A 25,861-nucleotide genomic window follows, 5' to 3' on the forward strand; every position below is an offset into this window, starting at 1 on the left:
GTACGGTCCGTGGGATAGGCATGGGCGCTATTGTGCCGTCAAATGTACATCCATGTCTGGTCGGGCGGGCGGCGCCGGGCCGGTACAATCGCGGCCATGTTTGCCAATTCCCGCACCATTTCGTCGGCGCAGACCGACATCCACGAGCATCTGGCCGCGCGCGTGCGGCGCCATCTGGACGAGCCGTTCCGCAAGCCGATCGGCGCGCCGAGCCAGCAGGCGTTTGACCGGGCCATCGACGCCTGGCAGCGGGCCGGCGGTCAGCCGCTGATCGTCGATGCGGGATGCGGCATCGGCGAGAGCACGCTGCGGCTGGCCACGGCGTTCCCCGACCATTATGTGATCGGCATCGACCAGTCGGAAAAGCGCCTGACCGCCGGCAAGGACTGGTGGGACGGCGATATGCCGGCCAACTTCCACTGGGCACGGGCGGACCTCGTCGACGTCTGGCGCCTGCTCCAGCAGGGCGGGGTGCCCGTGGCGCGGCATTACGTGCTGTATCCGAATCCGTGGCCCAAGATCGGCCACCTGGGGCGGCGCTGGCAGGGCCATGCGGTGTTTCCGGCGCTGGCCGCGTGCGGCGACTATCTCGAATGTCGCAGTAACTGGAAGGTCTATATCGACGAATTCGCCGCCGCGCTGACGCTCGTCGGCCGGTCAGCCAGCACCGAGCCGTGGCAGCCGCAGGCGCCCATGACGCCGTTCGAGCGCAAGTACGGCGCGTCCGGGCACGGGCTCTGGCGCTGCGTGACCGTGCGGCAGCCATGAAAAAACCCGCCGGACTGGCGGGTTTTTCGTGGGCGACGCGGGGCCGGTGTCAGTGGAACAGCGGCTGCTGCGTCGGGGCGTCCTCGGGCAGTTCGGCGTGGACGATCTCGCCGGAACGGTCCGCATAGAGCGGCGTGCCGCAATCCTCGCAGTATTCCGGGTCGAACAGCGCCGCGTGGCGGAAGATGTCCTCGACGCCGGCGTTGCGCAGTTCCTCGCAGATCTGCTCCACCGGATTGCCCTTTTCCTCGGCGTCCACCTCGCCCGACTCGCGGCCGTAGACCGGCCAGACGATGCCGTAGATTACGTCCTTCTCGCCGCGCATGGTGAAGCCGACGCGGTACTCCTCGACCACTTCCTCGCCAAAGCCGGCCACCACGGCGGCCAGCTGGCCGGCCGGGATGTCCAGCGTGCCGCACAGGTAGTTCACGGCCGCGCGCACGGTCAGCGGACGGATGCTCTTGTCCGATTCGCGGCAGGACAGGAAGAAGGCGTCCGGCAGCAGCAGTTCGAACTCGCAGCCGGGCAGCAGCACGGCCACGGTGGGCTGCACCTGGTTGCGCCATTGCTCCAGGCAGACCGAGCGCTCGGCGTGGTGTTCCTTGGCGTCCTCCTGCCAGCGGAACAGCGCGCCCTCGTGCGGCGCCACCACCACGGCCAGCAGGTAGCGCGGATCGGCCAGGATCGGCGCGGTCTCGGGCAGGTCGCGCAGGTCCACCTTGGGCATCGTGCCGGCCAGCGCGGCCGACGCCAGCTTGTGCGTCAGCGCGAACGTGTCGCTGTGGCTGCGCGGCAACTGGTCGATGCTGTACAGATAGGGCGAAAGGGCAACCTGGGTGCCGGTGGCCAGCACGTGCGCCTGCAGGTGCACGGCCAGCGTCTGGGCCAGTTCGGGCTTGAGCGCACCGGACGGGATGGCGTAGCGGGTGTGCGCCAGGATCGGCGCGGCGATCAGCAGGGCGTCGTGGCGAACCCCGTCGATCTCGATCGTGGCCGACTCGGCCAGCGTTTCGGCCTGTTCGGCCAGCACGTCGGACGCATCGGCATTGTGCTTGAACAGGTGTTCGAGCGCCGCGTCGAGGGCGGTCTGGCTGCCGTTCTTCAGCAGCCGGTACAGCCGCTGGGACAGCCGACGCTCCCAGTATCCGTCCTCCATGCGGCTGCCCGAGGCGTCCAGGGCCAGTGCATCGGCCACCAGGCGCTCGGCGTCAGGCGAGAGTCGGGGAGAAGACTTGGGGCGAAAACCTGCCATAGATAAAGCGTCCGTTTTTCAGTAAAACGGTATTCTAACCGCTGCGTTGACACGCGCAGTCCTCGCAAACCCCTTGTGGGCCGATGAGGGCCGTTTTCCGGGTTACTTCTGCGTGGCCGGGGCGTGGGATTCGGTGCTGTGCGTCTCGCCGCCCATCGACACGTCGCCGCCGCCCTTGGTGAGCAGGTACAGCGCCGCGCCGGCAATCACGACGAATGCGATCAGGATCTTGACCATCGTTTTGTCTCCAGTCTTGTAGGTATCGGGCGGCGGACGACGCCGCGCCAGTGTGGAGACCAGTCTGGCAGGGCAGGCTTGCGCGGAACTTACGCGCTGGGGTGGGGATTACCCGCAAGGCCGGCCGCCGCCCGGCGCCGCGCTCCCCGTGGCAGGGAGGGGCGCCGGGCCGGCCGCGCGGTCAGGCCACCAGAAGCTGGCGCAGTACGAACGGCAGGATGCCGCCGTGGTTGTAGTAGTCCACCTCGATCGGCGTGTCGATGCGCAGCAGCACCGGCACGCGCTGGGTGTCGCCGTTGGCGCGGTGGATGACCAGCACCACGTCCTGCTGCGGCTTCAGCTCGCCCTCGATGCCTTCCACGTCGAACGTCTCGTTGCCGATGATGCCCAGCGACTGGGCGCTGTCGCTACCCTTGAACTGCAGCGGCAGCACGCCCATGCCCACCAGGTTGGACCGGTGGATGCGCTCGAAGCTGCGCGCGATCACGGCCTTCACGCCCAGCAGCTGCGTGCCCTTGGCGGCCCAGTCGCGCGACGACCCCGTGCCGTACTCCTCGCCGCCGAACACCACGGTCGGGGTGCCCTCGGCGATGTACTTCATCGCCGCGTCGTAGATCGACATCTCGTCGCCGGTGGGCTGGTGCAGCGTGATGCCGCCTTCCACGCGCGAGCCGTCGCCCTTGGGCGGGATCATCAGGTTCTTGATGCGGACGTTGGCAAACGTGCCGCGCATCATCACCTCGTGGTTGCCGCGGCGCGAGCCGTAGCTGTTGAAGTCGGCCTTGAGCACGCCGTGCGACAGCAGGTACTTGCCCGCCGGCGAGGTGTCCTTGATCGAACCGGCCGGCGAGATGTGGTCGGTCGTCACCGAATCGCCAAAAATGCCCAGCGCGCGGGCGCCGCGGATCGTCACGGCCTCGTCGCTCGGCTCGATCGTGAAGTCCTGGAAGAAGGGCGGTTCGGCGATGTAGGTCGACGTCGGCCAGTCGTACACCTGGCCCGACGTGCCCTTGATGTTGGCCCACAGCTTGCTGGGCTTCTTGACCTGCTCGTAGTTGCCCTTGAACGTCTTGGCGTCCAGCGCGAACTTGAGCAGCGCGTGGATTTCTTCCGACGTCGGCCAGATATCGCCCAGCCAGATGTCGCGGCCGTTCTTGCCCTTGCCCACCGGCTCGGTCATCAGGTCGCGCGTGACCGTGCCGGCGATGGCGTAGGCCACCACCAGCGGGGGCGACGCCAGGAAGTTGGCGCGGATGTTCGGGTGGATGCGGGCCTCGAAGTTGCGGTTGCCCGACAGCACGGCGGCGGCCACGATGTCGTTCTCGACGATCGTCTCGTTGAGCGCCTGGGTCAGGTCGCCGGCGTTGCCGATGCAGGTCGTGCAGCCATAGGCCGTGACGCCGAAGCCGAGCTTTTCCAGGTAGGGCAGCAGGCCGGTGGCGGTCAGGTACTCGGTCACCACGCGGCTGCCCGGGGCCAGCGACGTCTTGATGTGCGGCGCCACGTTCAGGCCCGCTTCCACGGCCTTCTTGGCCAGCAGGCCGGCGGCCAGCAGCACGCTCGGGTTCGACGTGTTCGTGCACGACGTGATGGCCGCGATCAGCACGTCGCCGTTGTGTACCTTCACGCCGTCGGCGTTGACGTATTCCCTGGCCAGGTCGGCCGGGTCCTTGTTGAAGCCGTTCTCGGCCACCGGCTTCGAGAACAGCGACGCGAACGTACTCTTGACGTGGCCGATCTCGATGCGGTCCTGCGGACGCTTGGGGCCGGCCAGCGACGGCGCCACGGTGCCCAGGTCCAGCGTCAGCGTCTTGGTGTAGTCGATCTCGCCGGCCTGCGGCACGCCGAACATCTGCTGGGCGCGGAAGTAGCCCTCAAATGCGGCGATTTCCTCGTCCGTGCGGCCCGTGCCGCGGAAATAGTCGATGGTCTTCTCGTCGACCGGGAAGAAGCCCATCGTCGCGCCGTACTCGGGCGCCATGTTGCCGATGGTGGCGCGGTCCGGCGTGGTCAGGCTGGCCGTGCCTTCGCCGAAAAATTCGACGAACTTGCCCACGACCTTCTCGCGGCGCAGCATCTCGGTGATCGTCAGCACCAGGTCGGTGGCCGTCACGCCCTCGCGCAGGCGGCCCTTCAACTCCACGCCGACCACGTCGGGGGTCAGGAAGTAGACGGGCTGGCCCAGCATGCCGGCCTCGGCCTCGATGCCGCCCACGCCCCAGCCCACCACGCCAATGCCGTTGATCATCGTCGTGTGCGAATCGGTGCCGACGAGCGTGTCCGGATAGTAGACGCCGTCCTTCCGGTGCACGCCGCGCGCCAGGTATTCCAGGTTCACCTGGTGGACGATGCCGAAGCCGGGCTGCACCACGCCGAACGTGTCGAACGCCTGCATGCCCCACTTCATGAACTGGTAGCGCTCGTTGTTGCGCTGGAATTCGAGCTGCATGTTCAGGTCCAGCGCCTTCTTCTCGCGGAAGTGGTCGATCTGCACCGAGTGGTCGACCACCAGGTCCACCGGCACCAGCGGCTCGATCTTCTTGGGGTTCTTGCCCATCTTCTCGGCCACGTTGCGCATGGCGGCCAGGTCGGCCAGCAGCGGCACGCCCGTGAAGTCCTGCAGCACCACGCGCGCCACCACGAACGGAATCTCGTCGACACGGTCGGCATTGGGCTGCCAGTGCGCCAGTTGGCGGACGTGTTCCTCGGTGACCTTCTTGCCGTCGCAGTTGCGCAGCACCGATTCCAGCACCAGGCGGATCGACACCGGCAGGCGTTCGACCTTCACGCCCAGCGCCTTGCCCAGCTGGGGCAGGGAGTAGTACTGGCCGCTGCCGCCGGTGGCGAGCTTGAATTGCTGGAGGGTGTTATTGAGGTTGTGGGGCATTGCCTGACTCCAATCGAGGGATGACGCGGACTCTGTTTCTGGATACTTGTTCTTCAGACCCCGGTGCGCGAAAGGGTTCCGCCGCCTGTGCCTGGCGGCGCGGCCGGCAGACCCCGGGCGCGCACCGTAACAACGATTCGGTGCAGCCAGTTTCCGCGCGGCGAGCGACCCATCATGCCGCGCGGATGTTTAGGCAAGGTGAAACTTTACTGCTTCGGCGCAGCTTGTGCAGCAGGCTGGGCAGCCTCGGCCGGGGCTGCGGGCTGGGCCGGGGCCATCAGCAGCGGGGCGGACACCGGGGCGCGCAGCGCGCCGGCCTGCGTCGGGGCCGAGCCGCCGGCCTGCATGTCGGCGTTCTGGCATTCGTCGGCCAGGCGCTGGCCCATGTTCTTGTTGAACAGCATGGCCTTGCTCGGGATCACGACGAGGTCCAGGCCCGAGCTCTGGTCGAAGTAGCGGTCGGCGCCGGTGACGGTGCTCTGGCGCGGCAGGCGGTAGTTCTTGCCGTCCCAGTGCACGGTGATGACTTCATCGCGCAGCATGTTGCCGCTGATCCAGATGGCATGGCCCAGTTCGCACTGCCACTTCTCGCCCGACGGCTCGACGGGGGCGGGCGCGGCGGCGGCGGTCTTCTTGGTGGACTTCTTGGCGGGCGCCTTCTTGGTGGCAGCCGGCTTCTTGGCGGGTTCCTGGGCCTGGGCGGCACCGGCGGTGGTCAGGGTCAGGGCGCCAATGCAGGCTGCCAGCACGAGTTGTTTCATGTGGGTTTCCTTCCGGATTGCTTGGGTAGTCAAAGGGGGCTCGTTGTAGTGAACAGTCCGGGGCGGGCGTTCCGCGAGGGTGCCACGGGACGCCCCGGCAACTTTCCGCCGCTATTCTCTACGATTTGCCTGGGCGGGCGAAGCACGTCTGATATTGGTTACACAATCCCGCGCGGCTGGTTTGTCATCGGCCACTTGGCGGCAAAAGTGAACCGCCGATGTGCGCGATGACGGGCCGTTGCGCGGGATCAAGGCCATTCCGGGGCTTCAGCCGAAGAACAGGTCGGCCACCGGCGCGGGCAGCCGGGTGCCCGTGGCGTGGGCGCGCTGCAGCAGCGACCAGTAATAGCGATAGCTGGCGCGGTCATGCAACTGGCCGTCGTGGCGGATCGGCGCCCAGTTGTTCTCGTGGGCGGCCAGCAGGATCTGGCTGGCGGCGCCGATCTCGCCGTCGGTGGGGCGGAACGCCGCCACGATCGGTTCGATCTGGCCCGGATGGATGCTCCACTTGCGCAGGTAGCCGAACTCCGCGCGGGCCCGGCGGGCGTCGTCGCCAGCCCGCTCGGGCGTTTGTACGTCGGTACTCACATTGTGGGAAGGCACCTTGCCGTGGCGGTGACAGGCGGCAGAGATCTCCAGCATCGCGCGGCGCACCAGCGGATGCTCGAACTGCGCCGGCGAGCGCATGGCCTCGCCCGGGATGGCGCCGTGGTGGGCCGAGACGAAGTCCATCAGCCCGAAACTCAGGCATTCCACCTGCACCAACGAGGCGATGTCGAACACCTGTTCCAGCGCTGAATGTGTCTCGATCAGCACATGGATCGGAATATGGCGGGCGATGCCGGCCGCCCGGGCCACCTGGTTCACGTGATCGGTCACGCGCGCCACCTCGACCACGTCGGTGACCTTCGGCACGACCACATAGGCCAGCCGCGCGCCGGCGGCGGACACCAGGATGTCCACGTCCTCGCGCCATGACGGGTGCGCCGGGTCGTGGATGCGCACGCCCACGCGGTTGTGCGCGTTGTCGGCGCTGTTGATCAGTTGCGCGCAAAGGCTGGCGTGCTCGCGCTCCAGCCCGACGGCGGCGCCGTCCTCGCAGTCGAACGTGATGTCGAACACGGGGCCCGACGCCTGCTGCAGCGCCAGCGACTTGCGCATGAGCTTTTCGCTGCCCGCATAGTGGTCGCAGACGGGGAGCTGCACCGGTACGGCTTCGCCCTGGAACAAGACCTCGGATGGATGCACGGTGGTTGACGTATGGAGCGGGGGGAAGTTGTCAAGACAAAGCGGCCGCCCAATGAAAAACCGGGGTCCGCGCCGACTGTTAGATCGATGCGGACCCCGGTTTCACTGAGCGCCAGGCGCTACAGGTCAGCCCAGCAGATGCTGCACGCCGGCACGCTCTTCTTCCAGTTCCTTGAGCGTGATGTTGATCTTTTCCTGGCTGTAGGCGTCGATCTCCAGACCCTGGACGATCTCGTACTTGCCGTTGGCCGTGGTGACCGGGTAGCCGAACATCACGTCCTTCGGAATGCCGTATTCGCCGTTCGACGGGATGCCCATCGTCACGACCTTGCCGTTCGAGCCCAGCACCCAGTCACGGACGTGGTCGATGGCGGCGTTGGCAGCCGAGGCGGCCGACGACAGGCCACGGGCCTCGATGATGGCGGCGCCGCGCTTGCCCACGGTCGGCAGGAACACGTCGTTGTTCCAGACCGGATCGTTGATCATGTCCTTGACGCTCTTGCCGTCGACGGTCGCGTAGCGGTAGTCGGCGTACATCGTCGGGCTGTGGTTGCCCCAGACGAACAGCTTCTCGATCGACGACACCGGCTTGCCGGTCTTGGCGGCGATCTGCGACAGCGCGCGGTTGTGGTCCAGGCGCAGCATGGCGGTGAAGTTCTCGCGCTTCAGGTTCGGCGCGCTCTTCATGGCGATGTAGGCGTTGGTGTTGGCCGGGTTGCCCACCACCAGCACCTTCACGTCGCGGCTGGCCACTTCGTCCAGCGCCTTGCCCTGCACCGTGAAGATCTGGGCGTTGGCTTCGAGCAGGTCCTTGCGCTCCATGCCCTTGCTGCGCGGACGGGCACCCACCAGCAGGGCCACGTCGGCGTCCTTGAAGGCGACCTTGGGGTCGTCGGTGATGACCACGCCGGCCAGCAGCGGGAACGCGCAGTCTTCCAGTTCCATCACCACGCCCTTGACGGCGGCCTGGGCTTGCGGGAGGTCGAGCAGTTGGAGGATGACCGGCTGGTCTTTGCCGAGCATGTCGCCGTTGGCGATGCGGAACAGCAGGGAATAGCCGATCTGGCCAGCGGCGCCGGTCACTGCGACGCGCATTGGGGCTTTAGCCATGAGTAAGTCTCCAAACGAAAAGAGGGGGTAACCGGTCGGTGGCGCCCGGCCATCCAGCGTCTGGAGCGGGCCGGCACAGCACCGGGTGCTGGTTCGCGTGTCGCCACGGGGCAGGCGGGCATCCGCCACAGCCCACGCTGCCCGCATCCGGCCGGCAACGAGGAGCGCGCGGGCCATGGGCAGGCGTCGAGGGCGACAAGGCGTAATACTACTACTGCTGTGTGGTGCGTCGCATCCCGAAGGTTTCACCCCGCGGCGGGGTAGCCCGGGAGGAACCTGGCGGGGGCGGCGGCGCGGACTTGCGCGAGTGTAGGGTGCGTCCCGACCGCTGTCAATTCATATGTCTTATATAAGACATAAGACATTTCATAGTGCGCTGGACGCGATTCTCGCTTTTGTGGTTGAATCCGGCCTATGTCATCCCTGCCTACGTCCCCGTCCGCCGCAGCCGCCAATGGCGCGCCGGAATCTGGCGCCCCACAGAGCGGTGCCGGGACGCAGCCGCCCGCGCCCGCCGCGGGCGCCGCCGCCGCGCCATCGCCCACGTTCAGCCCGCTCTACCAGCAGATCAAGGCCCTGATCATGCAGAGCCTGCAGACCGGCGAGTGGAAGCCCGGCGAGATGATCCCGAGCGAGATGGACCTCGCCGCCCGGTACAAGGTAAGCCAGGGCACGGTGCGCAAGGCCATCGACGAACTGGCGGCCGACAACCTCGTGGCGCGCCGGCAGGGCAAGGGCACCTTCGTGACCACCCATTACGAGGACGTGGTCAAGTTCCGCTTCCTGCGCCTGGTACCCGACGAGGGTGAACCCCACTATGGCGCCAGCCGCGTGCTTGAATGCAAGCGGCTGCGGGCGCCGGCCGAGATCGCCCGGCTGCTGGACATCCGCACCGGCGACAGCGTGGTGCAGATCCGCCGGGTGCTGACGTTTTCCAACGAAGCCACGGTGCTGGACGAGATCTGGCTGCTGGGCGCCAACTTCAAGGGCCTGACGGCCGAGAAGCTCAACGAGTGGAAGGGCCCGATGTACGCGCTCTTCGAAACCGAATTCGGCACGCGGATGATCCGCGCGACGGAAAAGATCCGGGCCGTCGCTGCCGATAACACGGCAGCGGAGCTGCTGTCGGTGGCGCCCGCATCGCCGCTGCTGTCCGTGGAGCGGGTGTCGTTCACCTACGGCGACCGCCCCGTGGAAGTCCGCCGTGGCCTGTATGTCACCACGCGCCACTACTACCAGAACGACCTGAGCTGACCTGTCATGACGGTGGAATGTCTGTCCCGTATGCCGACTATTGCGTCGCGTATATGGGACGCGTGCCGACCATTGCAGGTCGTGAATGGAATGGCGGAATATCTGGGCGCCAGGACGGTGCGCGGGTTGTTGCGTGCGATTGTCGGGCACGCCGCGCTGGTGCGCGATAGGCGAAAATTATTGGTGCGGCGCGCAACAAAGGCGCTAAAATCACGTGGATTTGCTCCCCTGCATCCATTTGCATCCAGTGCACCCACACCACTTGATGCAGTACGGTGCATTCACGGTACCCGCTGTGCCGCGCCAATGCAATCGGGAGTAATGGCAGTGTCGTTCTTTTGCTGTTTTCTTTTCACCGCAAATGGGGTCTCGCATGGCTGAAGCCGCCAAACAAGCCAGGCCGGAGTTCCGGAACATCGGTATCGCGCAAATCTCGCGCTACCGGTTGCCCTGGGCCGGCAAGGTATCCATCCTGCATCGCGTAAGCGGTGCGTTGATGTTCCTCCTCCTTCCCTTCGTTCTGTACCTGTTCGAGCAGAGCGTCACGTCCGAACTGAGCTTTGCCAAGTTCTCGGCCCTGCTGTCCAACGGCTTCGTCAAGCTGGTGATCCTGGCGCTGATCTGGGGTTACCTGCATCACTTCTGCGCCGGTATCCGCTTCCTGCTGCTCGACGTGCACGTCGGCGTGTCGAAGCCCGCCTCGGCCTCGTCGGCCAAGGCCGTGCTGGTGGTAAGCCTGCTGCTCACCCTGGTGTTCGGGCTCAAGCTGTTCGGCCTGTTCTGAGGAGAGAGTCAAGTGGCAAACAATAATATCGGTCCCAAGCGTCTTGTCGTCGGTGCGCACTACGGTCTCAAGGACTGGCTTGCGCAGCGCGTTACCGCCGTCATCATGGTGGTGTTCACCGTGGTGCTCGCCGGGGTGTACCTCGCCTTCGGCAATCCTTCGTACGAAGGCTGGTCGGGTCTCTTCGCCAACCAATGGATGAAGCTCCTGACGTTCCTGACCGTGCTGTCGCTGCTGTTCCATGCCTGGATCGGCATCCGCGACATCTGGATGGACTACGTGAAGCCCATGGCCGTGCGCCTGGTGCTGCAAGTTCTTACGATTCTGTGGCTCGTGGGTTGCGCGGGCTACGCTGCTCAGATTCTCTGGAGGGTGTAATAAATGGTCGCAGTCAAGACTGGATTGCCGCGTCGCAAATTTGACGTGGTCATCGTCGGGGCGGGCGGCGCCGGGATGCGCGCATCCCTCCAGCTCGCGGAAGCCGGCCTGAACGTGGCCGTGCTCTCGAAGGTATTCCCGACCCGCTCGCACACGGTGGCGGCGCAGGGCGGCATCGGTGCCTCGCTCGGCAACATGAGCGAGGACAACTGGCACTATCACTTCTACGACACCATCAAGGGCTCCGACTGGCTGGGCGACCAGGACGCCATCGAGTTCATGTGCCGGGAAGCCCCGAAGGTCGTGTACGAGCTCGAACACTTCGGCATGCCGTTCGACCGTAACGCCGACGGCACGATCTACCAGCGTCCGTTTGGCGGCCACACCGCCAACTACGGCGAGAAGCCGGTGCAGCGTGCCTGCGCCGCGGCTGACCGTACCGGCCACGCGCTGCTGCACACGCTGTACCAGCGCAACGTGCGCGCCAAGACCCACTTCTTCGTCGAATGGATGGCACTGGACCTGATCCGCGACGAGGAAGGCGACGTGCTGGGCGTGACCGCGCTGGAAATGGAAACCGGCGAGGTCTACATCCTCGAAGCCAAGACCACGCTGTTCGCCACGGGCGGCGCGGGCCGGATCTACGCGGCTTCCACCAACGCCTTCATCAATACCGGTGACGGCCTGGGCATGGCGGCGCGCGCCGGCATTCCGCTGGAAGACATGGAATTCTGGCAGTTCCACCCGACCGGCGTGGCCGGCGCGGGCGTGCTGATCACGGAAGGCGTGCGCGGCGAGGGCGGCATCCTGCGTAACAAGGATGGCGAGCGCTTCATGGAGCGCTATGCCCCGACGCTGAAGGATCTGGCGCCGCGCGACTTCGTGTCGCGCTCGATGGACCAGGAAATCAAGGAAGGCCGTGGCTGCGGCCCGAACGGCGACTACGTGCTGCTCGACCTGACCCACGTCGGTGCCGAGACCATCATGAAGCGCCTGCCGTCGATCCGCGAGATCGGCATGAAGTTCGCCAACGTCGACGCGATCAAGGAACCGATCCCCGTCGTGCCGACCATCCACTACCAGATGGGCGGTATCCCGACGAACTTCCACGGCCAGGTCGTGGTGCCGAAGAACGGCAACCCGAACGAAGTGGTCAACGGCTTCTACGCGATCGGCGAATGCTCCTGCGTATCGGTGCACGGCGCCAACCGCCTGGGCACGAACTCGCTGCTGGACCTGGTGGTATTCGGCCGCGCGGCCGGCAACCACATCGTGGCCAACGCGACCAAGCAGAAGGAACACAAGCCGCTGCCGGCCGACGCCGCCGACCGCGCGATGGCCCGCCTGGCCAAGCTGCAGGCGACGACATCGGGCGAGTACACCCAGGACGTGGCCAACGACATCCGCCGCAACATGCAGTCGCATGCCGGCGTGTTCCGTACGCAGAAGCTGATGGACGAAGGTGTCGAGCGCATCCTGGAAGTGGCCGAGCGTGCCGACAACATCCACCTGAAGGACAAGTCCAAGGTCTTCAACACCGCGCTGGTGGAAGCCCTGGAAGTGGCCAACCTGGTGGAAGTGGCCAAGGCGACGATGATCTCGGCCGCCGCCCGCAAGGAATCGCGCGGTGCCCACGCCCACAGCGACTTCCCGAACCGCGACGACGACAACTGGCTCAAGCACACGCTGTTCTACAGCGAAGGCAACCGCCTGGACTACAAGCCGGTCAAGATGCAACCGCTGACGGTGGAATCGGTGCCGCCGAAGGCCCGTACTTTCTAAGCGGCGCCAGAGAAAACAGGACCCACAGAAATGAAGCGTATTTTTGAAGTCTACCGCTACGATCCGGACAAGGACGCAGCCCCCCGCATGCAGACCTACGAGGTCGAGCTCGACGGTCACGAGCGCATGCTGCTGGACGCGCTGGTCAAGCTGAAGAAGCTGGACGAGACGATCTCGTTCCGCCGGTCGTGCCGCGAAGGCGTGTGCGGCTCGGACGCGATGAACATCAACGGCAAGAACGGCCTGGCCTGCCTGACGAACATGCGCGAGCTGCCGGACCGCATCGTGCTGCGTCCGCTGCCCGGCCTGCCGGTGGTGCGCGACCTGATCGTCGACATGACGAACTTCTTCAAGCAGTACCACTCGATCAAGCCGTTCCTGATCAACGACGAGCCGCCGCCCGAGAAGGAACGCCTGCAGTCGCCGCAGGAACGTGACGAGCTGGACGGCCTGTACGAGTGCATTCTCTGCGCAAGCTGCTCCACGTCGTGCCCGTCGTTCTGGTGGAACCCGGACAAGTTCGTCGGCCCGGCCGGCCTGCTGCAAGCCTACCGCTTCATCGCGGACAGCCGCGACCAGGCCACCGGCGAGCGCCTGGACAACCTGAACGACCCGTACCGCCTGTTCCGCTGCCACAGCATCATGAACTGCGTCGACGTGTGCCCGAAGGGCCTCAATCCGACCAAGGCGATTGGCAAGATCAAGGAACTGATGGTTCGCCGCGCTGTTTGATCGGCCGGTATAAACTGCCTGATGCGTCCGTGCAGCATGCGGACAGTCAGGCAGTCTGCAGTTGATGTAAGCGGCGCGTCAGCCCGATGCGGTATCAAGTCGGGCGGGCCGCCGGTCAAAGAAGGCTGACCATGAGTCTTTCCACCACATTCTCCCATCAGGCCGACCCGCACAAGCGTGCCCGTCTTCGCTGGCGCGCCCGCCGCGGCCTCCTGGAGAACGACATCATCGTCGAACGTTTCTTCAACCGTTACGAGGAGAGCCTGTCCGATGAGGACGTGGCATCGCTGAGCGAGCTGTTCGAACTCAGCGACAACGAGTTGATGGACCTGCTGCTTGCCCGCAAGGAGCTGGACGGTGAGCTCGACACGCCCCCGATGCAACGGGTACTCAGCCTGCTGCGTTCGGTCTGAGTTTGGTCAACACTATTATTCACAGTATTTGAAGGAACCGACATGACGCCGTCCGATGTGAAAGCCACGCTATCGTTTTCCGATGGTTCCCCCAGCGTTGAGCTGCCGATCTACCAGGGCACCGTTGGCCCGGATGTGATCGACATTCGCAAGCTGTACGGTCAAACCGGCAAGTTCACCTATGACCCGGGGTTCATGTCGACCGCTTCGTGCAACTCCAAGATCACCTACATCGACGGTGACAAGGGCGAGCTGCTGTACCGCGGCTACCCGATCGAGCAACTGGCGCAGAAGTGCGACCACCTGGAGACCTGCTACCTGCTGCTGAAGGGCGAGCTGCCGAACGCCAAGCAGAAGGAAGAGTTCGTGGGCTCGGTGATGAACCACACGATGGTGCACGAGCAGCTGCAGTTCTTCATGCGCGGTTTCCGCCGCGACGCCCACCCGATGGCCGTGCTGACGGGCCTGGTTGGCGCGATGAGCGCGTTCTACCACGACGCGATGGACATCGACGATCCGCACCAGCGCGAGATCTCGGCCATCCGCCTGATCGCCAAGATGCCGACCCTGGTCGCCATGGCGTACAAGTACAACATCGGCCAGCCGTACATCTACCCGCAGAACGACCTGTCGTACTCGGGCAACTTCATGCGCATGATGTTCGGCACGCCGTGCGCGCCGTACACCGTGAACCCGGTGCTGGAGCGTGCGCTGGACCGCATCTTCATCCTGCACGCCGACCACGAGCAGAACGCGTCGACGTCGACCGTGCGCCTGGCCGGTTCGTCGGGCACGAACCCGTTTGCCGCCATCGCCGCCGGCGTGGCCTGCCTGTGGGGTCCGGCCCACGGCGGCGCCAACGAGGCCGCGCTGAAGATGCTGGAGGAAATTGGCAGCGTCGACAACATCAACGAGTTCATCAAGCAGGTCAAGGACAAGAACTCGGGCGTGCGCCTGATGGGCTTTGGCCACCGCGTGTACAAGAACTACGACCCGCGCGCCAAGCTGATGCGCGAGACGTGCCATGAAGTGCTGAACGAGCTGGGCCTGCACAACGACCCGCTGTTCAAGCTGGCCATGGAGCTGGAAAAGATCGCCCTGGAAGACGAATACTTCGTCAGCCGCAAGCTGTACCCGAACGTGGACTTCTACTCGGGTATCGTGCAGCGCGCGCTGGGCATCCCGACCTCGCTGTTCACCTGCATCTTCGCCCTGGCACGTACGCCGGGCTGGATCTCGCAGTGGGAAGAGATGATCACCGATCCGGAATACAAGATCGGCCGTCCGCGCCAGCTCTTCAACGGCGCCGCCGCCCGCGACGTGCCGGACATGGCCAAGCGCTAAGCCGCCTGGCGGTCCGCCGTCCCCGAAACGCCCCGGTTCACCGGGGCGTTTTTTTTGCCTCGGCGGCGGGTGCGGCCCGTGCCGGACGAGCGCAACCCGGCCCGCCGCCGGGTCATGCACCAGCGCTGGGAAACCGGGTTTTGTCGATGGTTCATGCCGCCGGACGGTTGCAACCCGCCGCAAAAATTGTCGGATTTTCGCCAAAGCCGAATAACTTGGCTTCATCGGGGTGCAACTTTCCCCCTATAATGCGGGCTGCTTTGCCGACCGGCAGCCGGGCCACCCTTCCGGCCAGCCGCGTTGGGGAAGCGGGGCAGGCGAAGCGCTTGCGCAATAGAGAACGCATCAACGTTGTCTTTCCGAACTCAGGCGTACGCCGCACCGGGCCATCCGGTGACGCGCACGCCAGCACGCGCCGGGCCCCGCATCCGCTTCACCGTCTTCATCGCAGGCCCGGCTTCCGCTTTGGGCCGTACCGTCCGCCACGTCAGGCGACGCTTCCTCCTCGCGGGTGTTGTTCGATTGCGCCGGTCATGCCGACTCTGCCCGGAATGACCCCTAATAATCGAGGAGCTCCTGATGACGTCCCGTCTCACGTCCACTGCCATTGCCGCCGCCGTAGCCACGGCCGGCCTCGCTGCCTTCACCTCGGCCCAGGCCGAAACCGTCAAGATCGCCATCGCCGGCCCCATGAGCGGCTCGGTGGCCCAGTACGGCGACATGGTCAAGGCCGGCGCCCTGACCGCCATCGAACAGATCAACGCTGCCGGCGGCGCCAATGGCAACAAGCTCGAAGCGGTGCTGATGGACGACGCCTGCGAACCCAAGCAGGCCGTGGCCGTGGCCAACAAGGTCGTCAGCCAGGGCATCCACTACGTGATCGGCCACGTGTGCTCGGGTTCGACGATCCCGGCATCGGACATCTACGAGAACGAAGGCGTCGTGATGGTCACGCCGTCGGCCACCGCGCCACAGCTGACCGAGACGAAGAAGCGCAACTTCATCTTCCGCACGATCGGCCGCGACGACCAGCAGGGCCCGGCAGCCGCGCAGTACATCATCGGCAAGGTCAAGCCCAAGAAGGTGGCCGTGCTGCACGACAAGCAGTCGTACGGCCAGGGCATCGCCAGCTCGGTCAAGAAGGATCTGGAAGCGGCCAAGATTCCCGTGGCGGTGTTCGAAGGCATCAACGCCGGCGATTCCGACTACTCGGCCGTGATCACCAAGCTGAAGTCGCAGGGCGTGGACTTTGTTTACTTCGGCGGCTACCACCCCGAAATGGGCCTGCTGCTGCGCCAGGCGCGCGAGCAGGGCGTGAAGGCCACGTTCATGGGCCCCGAAGGCGTGGGCAACAAGGACGTGACCGCCATCGCCGGCCCGGCATCGGAAGGCATGCTCGTGACGCTGCCGGCCGACTTCTCGGCCGATCCGGCCAACGCCGGCCTGGTCAAGGCATTCGCCGACAAGAAGCGCGACGCCAACGGCCCGTTCCAGATGCCCGCCTACGCCGCCGTGAAGATCATCGGCGACGCCATTGCCGGCGCCAAGAGCACGGACCCGACCAAGGTGGCCGCGTACATGCACAAGAACGCGTTCACCACGCCGATCGGCAAGGTCGAATACGACGCCAAGGGCGACCTGAAGTCGTTCAAGTTCGTCGTCTACACGTGGCACAAGGACGCCACCAAGACCGCCGCCAACTAAACCCGGCGCCATCCTGGCGAAACGCCCCGCGGCCAACCGGCCTGCGGGGCGTTTTGGTATCGGTCCGATGTCGATTATCCGCCACATGACGGCGGCCCGCCTCGCACGTCGGACTCACCCGATCCACAAGGTCCCCGCATGAACGAATTCCTACCGCAGTTCACCCAGCAACTGGTCAACGGCCTGACGCTGGGTGCGATCTATGCGTTGATCGCCATCGGCTACACGATGGTCTACGGCATCATCGGCATGATCAACTTTGCCCACGGCGAGATCTACATGATCGGCGCCTACGTGGGCCTGGTGACGCTGACCGCCATCGGCGCGCAGGCCGGCTATCCGCTGCCGCTGGTGCTGGGCGCGGCGCTGATCGTCGCCGTGGCCGTCACCGGCGTCTATGGCTACGCCGTCGAGCGCGTGGCGTACCGCCCGCTGCGCGGCGGGCCTCGGCTGGTGCCGCTGATCTCGGCCATCGGCATGTCCATCTTCCTGCAGAACTATGTCCAGATCGGGCAGGGCGCGCGCGACGTGTCGGTGCCGCTGCTGATCTCGGGCGCCATCGAATTCCAGATGGGCGGCGACTTCACGGTCACGGTGCCGTACTCGCGCCTGCTGATCGTCGGCGTGACGCTGGTGCTGATGATTGCGCTGACGCTGTTCATCGGCCACTCGCGCATGGGCCGCGCCTGCCGCGCCTGCGCCGAGGACATGCGCATGGCCAACCTGCTCGGCATCGACACCAACCGCGTGATCTCGTTCACGTTCGTGCTGGGCGCGATGCTGGCCGCCGTGGGCGGCGTGCTGATCGGGCTGACGATCGGCAAGCTCAATCCGTTCATCGGCTTCATCGCCGGCATCAAGGCCTTCACGGCCGCGGTGCTGGGCGGCATCGGCAGCATCCCGGGCGCGATGCTCGGCGGCGTGCTGCTGGGCCTGGCCGAGACGTTCGCCTCTGGCTACATGCCCGCCGAATACAAGGACGTGGTGGCGTTTGGCCTGCTGGTGCTGGTGCTGCTGTTCCGCCCCACGGGGCTGCTCGGCAAGCCCGACGTGGAAAAGGTCTGAGGGGAGGGACTTTCATGACTCAAGCAACTTCGATCGCGCGGGCCTCGGCGCCGCGGGCGTCGGCCTCCGACACGCTCAAGAACGCCGTCACGGCGGCCGTGCTGACGGCCATCCTGACGATTCCGGTGCTGGGCCTGCAGCTCAAGCTCGACGGCTACAAGGTGGTGCTGGAGCCGCACTGGCGGCCGGTCTGGATCGCCGTGGCGCTGGTCTTCCTGTTCCAGCTCTGCAAGCCGATGCTGCTGCGCGCGCGCGGCGCCGTGAAGCTGCCGGCCGCGCCCGCCATGGGCGCCAGGCAGCAGCGCGCGGCCGTGTGGGTGCTGCTGGCCGTGGGCCTCGTGTTCCCGTTCTTCGGGTCGCGCGGCGCCGTGGACGTGGCCACGCTGGCGCTGATCTACGTGATCCTGGGCCTGGGCCTGAACATGGTGGTGGGCTTTGCCGGCCTGCTCGACCTGGGCTACGTGGGCTTCTACGCCGTGGGCGGCTACACCTACGCGCTGCTGAACCAGTATTTCGGGCTGACGTTCTGGGAATGCCTGCCGCTGTCGGCCGGCCTGGCCGCGCTGTTCGGCTTCATCCTGGGATTCCCGGTACTGCGCCTGCGCGGCGACTACCTGGCCATCGTGACGCTGGGCTTCGGCGAAATCATCCGCCTGCTGCTGAACAACCTGACCAGCCTGACGGGCGGCCCGGACGGCGTGTCGGGCATTCCCAAGCCCACCGTGTTCGGCATCGAGATGGCGCGCAGCGCGAGCGTGGAGGGCGCGAAGACGTTCCATGACCTGATCGGCATCCCGTACACCGGCCAGCACATGGTGATCTTCCTGTACCTGCTGGCGCTGCTGCTGGTGGGGTTCACGCTGTTCGTGACCAGCCGGCTGATCCGCATGCCGATGGGCCGCGCCTGGGAGGCGCTGCGCGAGGATGAAATCGCCTGCCGCTCGCTGGGCCTGAACCCCACGCGCATCAAGCTGTCCGCGTTCACGCTGGGCGCGTCGTTCGCCGGCCTGGCCGGGGCGTTCTTTGCCGCGCGCCAGGGGCTGGTCAATCCGGAATCATTCACGTTCATCGAGTCGGCGCTGATCCTGGCCGTGGTGGTGCTGGGCGGCATGGGGTCGCAGCTTGGCGTGATCCTGGCGGCCATCCTGCTGACGATCCTGCCCGAGGTGGCGCGCGACTTCGCCGAGTACCGGATGCTGATCTTCGGTCTGGTGATGGTGCTGATGATGATGTGGCGTCCGCAGGGCCTGCTGCCCGCGAGCCGTCCCCACGTGGAGTTGCCGCGATGAGCGCTGAAATGCTGAAAGTATCGGGCCTGCAGATGCGCTTTGGCGGGCTGCTGGCCGTGGACGGCATCGAGTTCGATGTCCGCCGCGACGAGGTCTTTGCGATCATCGGCCCCAACGGCGCCGGCAAGACCACCGTGTTCAACTGCGTGGGCGGCTTCTACAAGCCCACCGCCGGCGAGGTGATGCTCGACGGCCACTCCATCGCCCGCCAGCCGAGCCACGTGGTGGCCCGCCACGGGCTGGTCCGCACGTTCCAGAACATCCGGCTGTTCCGCCAGTTGACCGTGGTGGAAAACCTGATGGTCGCCCAGCATCGCCAGGTCAAGGCCGGCCTGCTGCACGGGCTGCTGGCCACGCCGGCCTACCGCCGCGCCGAGCGCGAGGCGCTGTCGCGCGCCGGGGAATGGCTGGAGCGCATGGGGCTCACCGCCGTGGCCAACCGCGAGGCGGGCACGCTGTCGTACGGCCACCAGCGGCGCCTGGAGATCGCGCGCTGCATGATTACCCAGCCGCGCTTGCTGATGCTGGACGAGCCGGCCGCCGGCCTGAACCCGCAGGAAAAGATCGAGCTGCAGCAGCTGATCGACCGCCTGCGCCGCGAGTTCAACATCTCGGTGCTGCTGATCGAGCACGACATGAGCCTGGTGATGGGCGTGTCGGACCGCATCCTCGTGATGGAGCACGGCAAGCCGATCATGATCGGCACGCCCGAAGCGGTGCGCAACGACACGCGCGTGATCAAGGCCTACCTGGGAGAGGACTGATGCTGAAGCTGGAAAACGTCCACACCCACTATGGCGCCGTGGAGGCGCTGTCGGGCGTGTCGATCGAGGTCAACCAGGGCGAGATCGTCACCCTGATCGGCAGCAACGGCGCCGGCAAGACCACGCTGATGATGACCGTCTGCGGCACGCCGCGCGCGTCCAGCGGCCGCGTGCTGTTCGAGGGCCAGGACATCACGGGCCGCAACACGCACGAGATCATGCGCATGGGCATGGCCATTTCGCCAGAAGGCCGGCGCGTGTTCCCGAGCCTGACCGTGCTGGAGAACCTCAAGATGGGTGGCTTCTTTGCCAGCCGCCATGAGATCGAGGCCGGCATCGAGCACGTGTTCAAGCTGTTCCCGCGCCTGAACCAGCGCGCCAGCCAGCGGGCCGGCACGATGAGCGGCGGCGAGCAGCAGATGCTGGCCATCGGCCGCGCGCTGATGAGCCGCCCGCGCCTGCTGCTGCTGGACGAGCCGACGCTGGGCCTGGCGCCGCTGATCATCGCCCAGATCTTCGACATCATCCGCACCATCCGCGAGGAAGGCGTGACCGTCTTCCTGGTGGAGCAGAACGCCAACAAGGCCCTGCAGGTGGCCGACCGCGGCTACGTGCTGGAAACCGGCAAGGTGGTGCTGGCGGATACCGGCGCCAACCTGCTGGCCAACGACCGGATCCGGGCGGCCTACCTGGGCGGTTGATTCAGTCCCCGGTTTGCTCCGCTCTCCCCCACGGCGGGAGAGCGGAGCCGCCTCCGGCCACCGGCCACCCCGGCCGCCCCGGCCCCTTCCCGCCCCCTTCGCCATCCACGAAATCCCCCTTTCGCCAATGACCGTCGCCCCGGCGGGCCGGGCGGTCCGCTGGCGGCGGGCAGCGGTGGCATAATCGCTTGCGATGTCAAGCAATCCCCGGCGTCGCCGGAAACGCAGCAGAATGGCTCCTGCCTGCCCGCGATGGCATCCGGAATAACAACTCCCCTGCAAACCAACGCGCGGATTCGCGCCGGTCGTCCCCTCCGGGGGTGCGGTCGGACGGTCTGCCCCCCGCATCATGGCAAAGACGCTCTACGACAAACTCTGGGATGACCACACCGTCCACGTCGAGGAAGACGGCACCACGCTGCTCTACATCGACCGCCACCTGCTGCATGAAGTGACCAGCCCGCAGGCGTTCGAGGGCCTGAAGCTGGCGGAGCGTCCGGTGTGGCGCATCAGCGCGAACCTGGCCGTGTCGGACCACAACGTGCCGACCACGGACCGCACGCAAGGCATCGCCGACCCGATCTCGAAGCTCCAGGTCGATACGCTGGACGCCAACTGCGACGCCTACGGCATCACGCAGTTCAAGATGAACGACCACCGCCAGGGCATCGTCCACGTGATCGGGCCGGAGCAGGGCGCCACGCTGCCCGGCATGACCGTGGTCTGCGGCGACTCGCACACCAGCACGCACGGCGCGTTCGGCGCGCTGGCCCACGGCATCGGCACGTCCGAGGTGGAGCACGTGCTGGCCACCCAGACGCTGCTGGGCAAGAAGGCCAAGAACATGCTGATCCGCGTGGAAGGCAAGCTGCCGCGCGGCTGCACCGCCAAGGACATCGTGCTGGCCATCATCGGCAAGATCGGCACGGCCGGCGGCACGGGCTACACGATGGAATTCGCCGGCTCGGCCATCCGCGAGCTGTCGATGGAAGGCCGCATGACGGTCTGCAACATGGCCATCGAGGCCGGTGCGCGCGCCGGCCTGGTGGCCGTGGACGACATCACGCTGGAATACGTGAAGAACCGCCCGTATGCGCCCCAGGGCGTGGAATGGGACCAGGCCGTGGCCTACTGGCGCACGCTGCATTCCGACGCTGGCGCCCACTTCGACAAGGTCGTGGAGCTGCGCGGCGAGGAAATCCGCCCGCAGGTCACCTGGGGCACGTCGCCCGAGATGGTGGTCAGCATCGAGGACCGCGTGCCGGACCCCGAGAAGGAAAAGGATTCGAACAAGCGCAACGCCATGGAGCGCGCGCTGGAGTACATGAACCTGCAGCCGAACACGCCGATGGAGTCCATCCGCATCGACAAGGTGTTCATCGGGTCCTGCACCAACAGCCGCATCGAGGACATGCGCGCCGCCGCGTGGGTCGTGCAGAAGCTGGGCCGCAAGGTGGCCGGCAACGTGAAGCTGGCGATGGTGGTGCCGGGTTCGGGCCTGGTCAAGGAACAGGCCGAGCGCGAGGGGCTGGACAAGGTGTTCAAGGCCGCCGGCTTCGAATGGCGCGAGCCGGGCTGCTCGATGTGCCTGGCGATGAACGCCGACCGGCTGGAGCCGGGCGAGCGCTGCGCGTCCACGTCGAACCGCAACTTCGAAGGCCGCCAGGGCGCCGGTGGCCGTACCCACCTGGTGAGCCCGGCCATGGCCGCCGCGGCCGCCATCGAGGGGCATTTCGTCGACATCCGCAAGCTCGGCTGACCGCCGGGACGGGTCATCGGGTCAACCACGACTTTCGAACAGAGAGAACATGAAAAAGATCGTGATCACGCTGCTGGCATGCCTGGGCATGCTGCAACTGGCTGGCTGCAACACGATTGCCGGCTTTGGCAAGGACACGCAGGCTGCCGGGCAGGCCCTTGAGAACGCCGCCCGGAAGTAAGGACATCACCATGGAAAAGTTCACCGTACACAGCGGCATCGCGGCACCGCTCGACCGCGAAAACGTCGACACCGACGCCATCATCCCGAAGCAGTTCCTGAAGTCGATCCAGCGCACGGGCTTCGGACCGAACCTGTTCGACGAATGGCGCTACAAGGACGTCGGCCAGCCTGGCCAGGACAACAGCAAGCGTCCGCTGAACCCGGACTTCGTGCTGAACCAGCCGCGCTACCAGGGTGCGTCGATCCTGCTGGCGCGCAACAACTTCGGCTGCGGCAGCTCGCGCGAGCACGCGCCGTGGGCGCTCACGCAATACGGCTTCCGCGCCGTGATCGCGCCCAGCTTTGCCGATATCTTCTTCAACAACTGCTACAAGAACGGGCTGCTGCCGGTGGTGCTGACCGAGCAGCAGGTGGACCACCTGTTCAACGAGACCAACGCGTTCCAGGGCTACCAGCTCACCATCGACCTGGACCGACAGGTGGTGACCACGCCGGGCGGCACCAGCTACCCGTTCGACATCGCCCCGTTCCGCAAGTACTGCATGCTGAACGGCTTCGACGATATCGGCCTGACGCTGCGCCACAAGGACAAGATCAAGGCGTTCGAGTCCGAGCGGCTGACCCGCATGCCGTGGCTGGGCAACCGGCTGGTGGGCTGATCCCGAAAACTAAAGGAAATACGACATGAAGATTGCAGTCCTGCCGGGCGACGGCATCGGTCCCGAGATCGTTGCCGAAGCCGTCAAGGTGCTCAACGCGCTGGGCGAGAATTTCGAGATGGAAACCGCCCCGGTGGGCGGCGCCGGCTACGAGGCCGAAGGCCATCCGCTGCCCGAGAACACGCTGAAGCTGGCCAAGGAGGCCGACGCCATCCTGTTCGGCGCCGTGGGCGACTGGAAGTACGACAGCCTGGAGCGCCCGCTGCGCCCCGAGCAGGCCATCCTGGGCCTGCGCAAGCACCTGCAGCTGTTTGCCAACTTCCGCCCGGCAATCTGCTATCCGGAACTGACCGGCGCGTCGAGCCTGAAGCCCGAGCTGGTGGCCGGACTGGACATCCTGATCGTGCGCGAACTGAACGGCGACATCTACTTCGGCCAGCCGCGCGGCGTGCGCGAGGCGCCGGACGGCCTGTTCCAGGGCGCCCGCGAAGGCTTCGACACGATGCGCTACAGCGAGCCCGAGATCCGCCGCATCGCCCATGTGGCGTTCCAGGCGGCCGCCAAGCGCGGCAAGAAGCTGTGCAGCGTGGACAAGGCCAACGTGCTCGAAACCTTCCAGTTCTGGAAGGACATCGTGATCGACGTCAGCAAGGAGTACCCGGACGTCGAGCTGTCGCACATGTACGTGGACAACGCCGCGATGCAGCTGGTGAAGGCGCCCAAGAGCTTCGACGTGATCGTCACCGGCAACATGTTCGGCGACATCCTGTCGGACGAGGCGGCCATGCTGACCGGCTCGATCGGCATGCTGCCGTCGGCGTCGCTGGACGCGAACAACAAGGGCCTGTACGAGCCGTCGCACGGCTCGGCGCCGGACATCGCCGGCAAGGGCGTGGCCAATCCGCTGGCCACGATCCTGTCCGCCGCGATGATGCTGCGCTACTCGCTGAACCGCGCCGAACAGGCCGACCGCATCGAGAACGCCGTCAAGAAGGTGCTGGCGCAGGGCTACCGCACCGGCGACATCCTGACGCCGGGCTGCAAGCAGGTTGGCACCCGGGAAATGGGCGAGGCGGTGCTGGCGGCGCTGTAAGCACCCGCCGCAGCCGGCGGGGCGGGCGGCACCGGCGCGCGATCGGCATCCGATGCCGGTTGCGCAATGTTTTGCCGTCCGCCGGCTCCCCCGGCCCCGTCCGGTGCGCCGCAGGGGCCGGAAAGCCACCCCGCAAGCACGAAAACACCCGTCATTTCCCCTGCGGCATCGCCGCAAATTCGTGTAGACTCTCCCGTCATGGCCCGAAACCCCCAGTCCCTCCTGACTGCTTTTGCTGCCCGCACCGCCCCCCGCGGCGCGATTGGCATGGGTTCGACCGGCCTGACCGCAACGACGATTAAAACCATTACCAAAACGATCCGCTAGATCGTTCGTCGTGCCTGCCCGTCTTCCCCGCGCAGCCACGCCGGGCGAAGCAAAATGGCGGGGAAGTTCACATCACATCCGAGGTAAGTCATGATTGTAGGTCTCGTCGGTTGGCGAGGAATGGTCGGCAGCGTCCTGATGCAGCGCATGCAGGAAGAGGGCGATTTCGACCATATCGAGCCCGTTTTCTTCAGCACGTCCAACGCCGGCGGCAAGGCCCCGGCCATGGCGAAGAATGAAACCACGCTGAAAGACGCGAACGACATCGACGCACTGAAGCAGTGCGACGTGGTGCTCACCGCCCAGGGCGGCGACTACACGAACGACGTCTTCCCGCGCCTGCGCGCCGCCGGCTGGAACGGCTACTGGATCGACGCCGCCTCGTCGCTGCGCATGAAGGACGACGCGATCATCGTGCTCGACCCGGTCAATCTGGGCGTGATCAAGGACGCGCTGTCCAAGGGCGTCAAGAACTTCATCGGCGGCAACTGCACAGTCAGCTGCATGATGATGGGCCTGGGCGGCCTGTTCCAGGCCGACCTGATCGAGTGGATGACCTCGATGACCTACCAGGCCGCCTCGGGCGGCGGTGCCCAGCACATGCGCGAGCTGCTGACCCAGTTCGGCACGCTGAACGCCGCGGTCAAGCCGCTGCTGGACAACCCGGCGTCGGCCATCCTGGAGATCGACCGCCAGATCCTGTCGACCCAGCACGGCCTGTCCGCCGACGAGACCAAGCAGTTTGGCGTGCCGCTGGCCGGCAACCTGATTCCGTGGATCGACAAGGACCTCGGCAACGGCGTGTCCAAGGAAGAGTGGAAGGGCGCCGCCGAGACCAACAAGATCCTGGGCCGGGGAGAGGGCTTTGTCGGGGCCACCGGCGCCGCGCCGATCGCCGTGGACGGCCTGTGCGTGCGGATCGGCGCCATGCGCTGCCATTCGCAGGCGCTGACGATCAAGCTGCGCCGCGACGTGCCGCTGGACGAGATCGAAGGCATGCTGGCCGCCAACAACCAGTGGGCCAAGGTCGTGCCGAACACCCGCGAGGCCAGCATGAAGGACCTGACGCCGGCCGCCGTGACCGGCACGCTGACGATTCCGGTGGGCCGCCTGCGCAAGATGCAGATGGGCGGCGAGTACCTGTCGGCCTTCACCGTGGGCGACCAGCTCCTGTGGGGCGCGGCCGAGCCGCTGCGGCGTATGCTGCGCATTCTGATCGAGGACTGACCCCCTCTTTGGCCTTGCCGCTTCGTTGCAGCAAGGCAACAGAATGACCTGCTTTCTCATCGACGCCGCGCCCGGAGCGCGGCGTTGTCGCATCCGGAACCCTTTTTTTCACAGGCTTGGGTCACAATACAGCCGGCATG

Annotated in this window: 24 protein-coding genes; 18 read left to right on the forward strand and 6 right to left on the reverse strand. The window is 66.1% G+C overall.

Annotated features, from left to right (window positions below; genetic code table 11):
- Window positions 1-96: 96 nt before the first annotated feature.
- Window positions 97-768 carry a tRNA (guanine(46)-N(7))-methyltransferase TrmB gene (trmB, locus tag EHF44_RS10900; RefSeq protein ID WP_172966043.1) on the forward strand — a complete coding sequence of 224 codons (672 nt, stop codon included), beginning with the start codon at window positions 97-99 and terminating at the stop codon, window positions 766-768.
- A 49-nt stretch (window positions 769-817) separates the two neighbouring features.
- On the opposite strand, the gene EHF44_RS10905 is transcribed toward trmB, so the two are convergent.
- From EHF44_RS10905 to EHF44_RS10925, 6 genes are all read right to left on the reverse strand, one after another.
- Window positions 818-2,020 carry a DUF2863 family protein gene (locus tag EHF44_RS10905; RefSeq protein WP_124683758.1) on the reverse strand — a complete coding sequence of 401 codons (1,203 nt, stop codon included), beginning with the start codon at window positions 2,018-2,020 and terminating at the stop codon, window positions 818-820.
- Window positions 2,021-2,122: 102 nt separating this feature from the next.
- Entirely contained in the window at window positions 2,123-2,257 is a 135-nt protein-coding gene (locus EHF44_RS28855) for a hypothetical protein (protein WP_301337463.1), read from the reverse strand.
- Between the two features lie 181 nt (window positions 2,258-2,438).
- Window positions 2,439-5,144, reverse strand: a complete 2,706-nt coding sequence (gene acnA, locus EHF44_RS10910; RefSeq protein ID WP_124683759.1) for an aconitate hydratase AcnA — start codon at window positions 5,142-5,144, stop codon at window positions 2,439-2,441.
- A gap of 206 nt (window positions 5,145-5,350) precedes the next feature.
- Window positions 5,351-5,905: a hypothetical protein gene (locus EHF44_RS10915; RefSeq protein WP_124683760.1), complete on the reverse strand. Its 555-nt coding sequence runs from the start codon at window positions 5,903-5,905 to the stop codon at window positions 5,351-5,353.
- A 267-nt stretch (window positions 5,906-6,172) separates the two neighbouring features.
- A complete protein-coding gene (locus tag EHF44_RS10920; protein WP_124683761.1) occupies window positions 6,173-7,153 on the reverse strand; it encodes an HpcH/HpaI aldolase/citrate lyase family protein in 981 nt (326 codons plus the stop codon).
- 126 nt (window positions 7,154-7,279) lie between these two features.
- Complete coding sequence (locus EHF44_RS10925; protein ID WP_124683762.1) at window positions 7,280-8,263, reverse strand: malate dehydrogenase; 984 nt, start codon at window positions 8,261-8,263, stop codon at window positions 7,280-7,282.
- 414 nt (window positions 8,264-8,677) lie between these two features.
- Between EHF44_RS10925 and EHF44_RS10930 the strand changes: the two genes are divergently transcribed.
- The 17 genes from EHF44_RS10930 to asd all read left to right on the forward strand — a co-directional run bounded on the left by EHF44_RS10930 (window position 8,678) and on the right by asd (window position 25,721).
- Window positions 8,678-9,517 carry a GntR family transcriptional regulator gene (locus EHF44_RS10930; RefSeq protein ID WP_124683763.1) on the forward strand — a complete coding sequence of 280 codons (840 nt, stop codon included), beginning with the start codon at window positions 8,678-8,680 and terminating at the stop codon, window positions 9,515-9,517.
- Window positions 9,518-9,890: 373 nt separating this feature from the next.
- A complete protein-coding gene (gene sdhC, locus EHF44_RS10935; RefSeq protein ID WP_124683764.1) occupies window positions 9,891-10,301 on the forward strand; it encodes a succinate dehydrogenase, cytochrome b556 subunit in 411 nt (136 codons plus the stop codon).
- Between the two features lie 12 nt (window positions 10,302-10,313).
- On the forward strand, window positions 10,314-10,679 hold the full coding sequence (sdhD, locus tag EHF44_RS10940; protein ID WP_124683765.1) for a succinate dehydrogenase, hydrophobic membrane anchor protein: 366 nt from the start codon (window positions 10,314-10,316) through the stop codon (window positions 10,677-10,679).
- Between the two features lie 3 nt (window positions 10,680-10,682).
- On the forward strand, window positions 10,683-12,461 hold the full coding sequence (gene sdhA, locus EHF44_RS10945) for a succinate dehydrogenase flavoprotein subunit (protein WP_124683766.1): 1,779 nt from the start codon (window positions 10,683-10,685) through the stop codon (window positions 12,459-12,461).
- A 30-nt stretch (window positions 12,462-12,491) separates the two neighbouring features.
- Complete coding sequence (locus EHF44_RS10950) at window positions 12,492-13,193, forward strand: succinate dehydrogenase iron-sulfur subunit (protein ID WP_019449065.1); 702 nt, start codon at window positions 12,492-12,494, stop codon at window positions 13,191-13,193.
- Window positions 13,194-13,324: 131 nt separating this feature from the next.
- The gene (locus tag EHF44_RS10955) at window positions 13,325-13,606 is read left to right on the forward strand and encodes a succinate dehydrogenase assembly factor 2 (protein ID WP_124683767.1); all 282 of its coding nucleotides are present in this window, start codon (window positions 13,325-13,327) and stop codon (window positions 13,604-13,606) included.
- A 42-nt stretch (window positions 13,607-13,648) separates the two neighbouring features.
- The gene (gltA, locus tag EHF44_RS10960; protein WP_124683768.1) at window positions 13,649-14,950 is read left to right on the forward strand and encodes a citrate synthase; all 1,302 of its coding nucleotides are present in this window, start codon (window positions 13,649-13,651) and stop codon (window positions 14,948-14,950) included.
- Window positions 14,951-15,526: 576 nt separating this feature from the next.
- Window positions 15,527-16,654, forward strand: a complete 1,128-nt coding sequence (locus EHF44_RS10965) for a branched-chain amino acid ABC transporter substrate-binding protein (protein ID WP_124683769.1) — start codon at window positions 15,527-15,529, stop codon at window positions 16,652-16,654.
- Between the two features lie 138 nt (window positions 16,655-16,792).
- Window positions 16,793-17,719, forward strand: coding sequence for a high-affinity branched-chain amino acid ABC transporter permease LivH (gene livH, locus EHF44_RS10970; RefSeq protein ID WP_124683770.1), 927 nt, complete (start codon window positions 16,793-16,795; stop codon window positions 17,717-17,719).
- Window positions 17,720-17,733: 14 nt separating this feature from the next.
- Window positions 17,734-19,008, forward strand: coding sequence for a high-affinity branched-chain amino acid ABC transporter permease LivM (locus tag EHF44_RS10975; RefSeq protein WP_124683771.1), 1,275 nt, complete (start codon window positions 17,734-17,736; stop codon window positions 19,006-19,008).
- Complete coding sequence (livG, locus tag EHF44_RS10980) at window positions 19,005-19,772, forward strand: high-affinity branched-chain amino acid ABC transporter ATP-binding protein LivG (RefSeq protein ID WP_124683772.1); 768 nt, start codon at window positions 19,005-19,007, stop codon at window positions 19,770-19,772. The genes EHF44_RS10975 and livG overlap by 4 nt, the downstream gene beginning before the upstream one ends.
- The gene (locus EHF44_RS10985; RefSeq protein ID WP_124683773.1) at window positions 19,772-20,473 is read left to right on the forward strand and encodes an ABC transporter ATP-binding protein; all 702 of its coding nucleotides are present in this window, start codon (window positions 19,772-19,774) and stop codon (window positions 20,471-20,473) included. Before livG ends, EHF44_RS10985 begins: the two co-directional genes overlap by 1 nt.
- A 349-nt stretch (window positions 20,474-20,822) precedes the next feature.
- Window positions 20,823-22,232 (forward strand): 3-isopropylmalate dehydratase large subunit, encoded by a 1,410-nt coding sequence (gene leuC / locus EHF44_RS10990; RefSeq protein ID WP_124683774.1) that lies wholly within the window; start codon window positions 20,823-20,825, stop codon window positions 22,230-22,232.
- Between the two features lie 49 nt (window positions 22,233-22,281).
- A complete protein-coding gene (locus EHF44_RS10995; RefSeq protein ID WP_066733342.1) occupies window positions 22,282-22,413 on the forward strand; it encodes an entericidin A/B family lipoprotein in 132 nt (43 codons plus the stop codon).
- A 10-nt stretch (window positions 22,414-22,423) separates the two neighbouring features.
- A complete protein-coding gene (gene leuD / locus EHF44_RS11000; RefSeq protein WP_124683775.1) occupies window positions 22,424-23,074 on the forward strand; it encodes a 3-isopropylmalate dehydratase small subunit in 651 nt (216 codons plus the stop codon).
- A gap of 25 nt (window positions 23,075-23,099) precedes the next feature.
- Complete coding sequence (leuB, locus tag EHF44_RS11005; protein ID WP_124683776.1) at window positions 23,100-24,167, forward strand: 3-isopropylmalate dehydrogenase; 1,068 nt, start codon at window positions 23,100-23,102, stop codon at window positions 24,165-24,167.
- A gap of 417 nt (window positions 24,168-24,584) precedes the next feature.
- The gene (gene asd / locus EHF44_RS11010) at window positions 24,585-25,721 is read left to right on the forward strand and encodes an aspartate-semialdehyde dehydrogenase (RefSeq protein WP_124683777.1); all 1,137 of its coding nucleotides are present in this window, start codon (window positions 24,585-24,587) and stop codon (window positions 25,719-25,721) included.
- Window positions 25,722-25,861: the final 140 nt, after the last annotated feature.

The organism is Cupriavidus pauculus (assembly GCF_003854935.1).
GTDB lineage: Bacteria > Pseudomonadota > Gammaproteobacteria > Burkholderiales > Burkholderiaceae > Cupriavidus > Cupriavidus pauculus_C.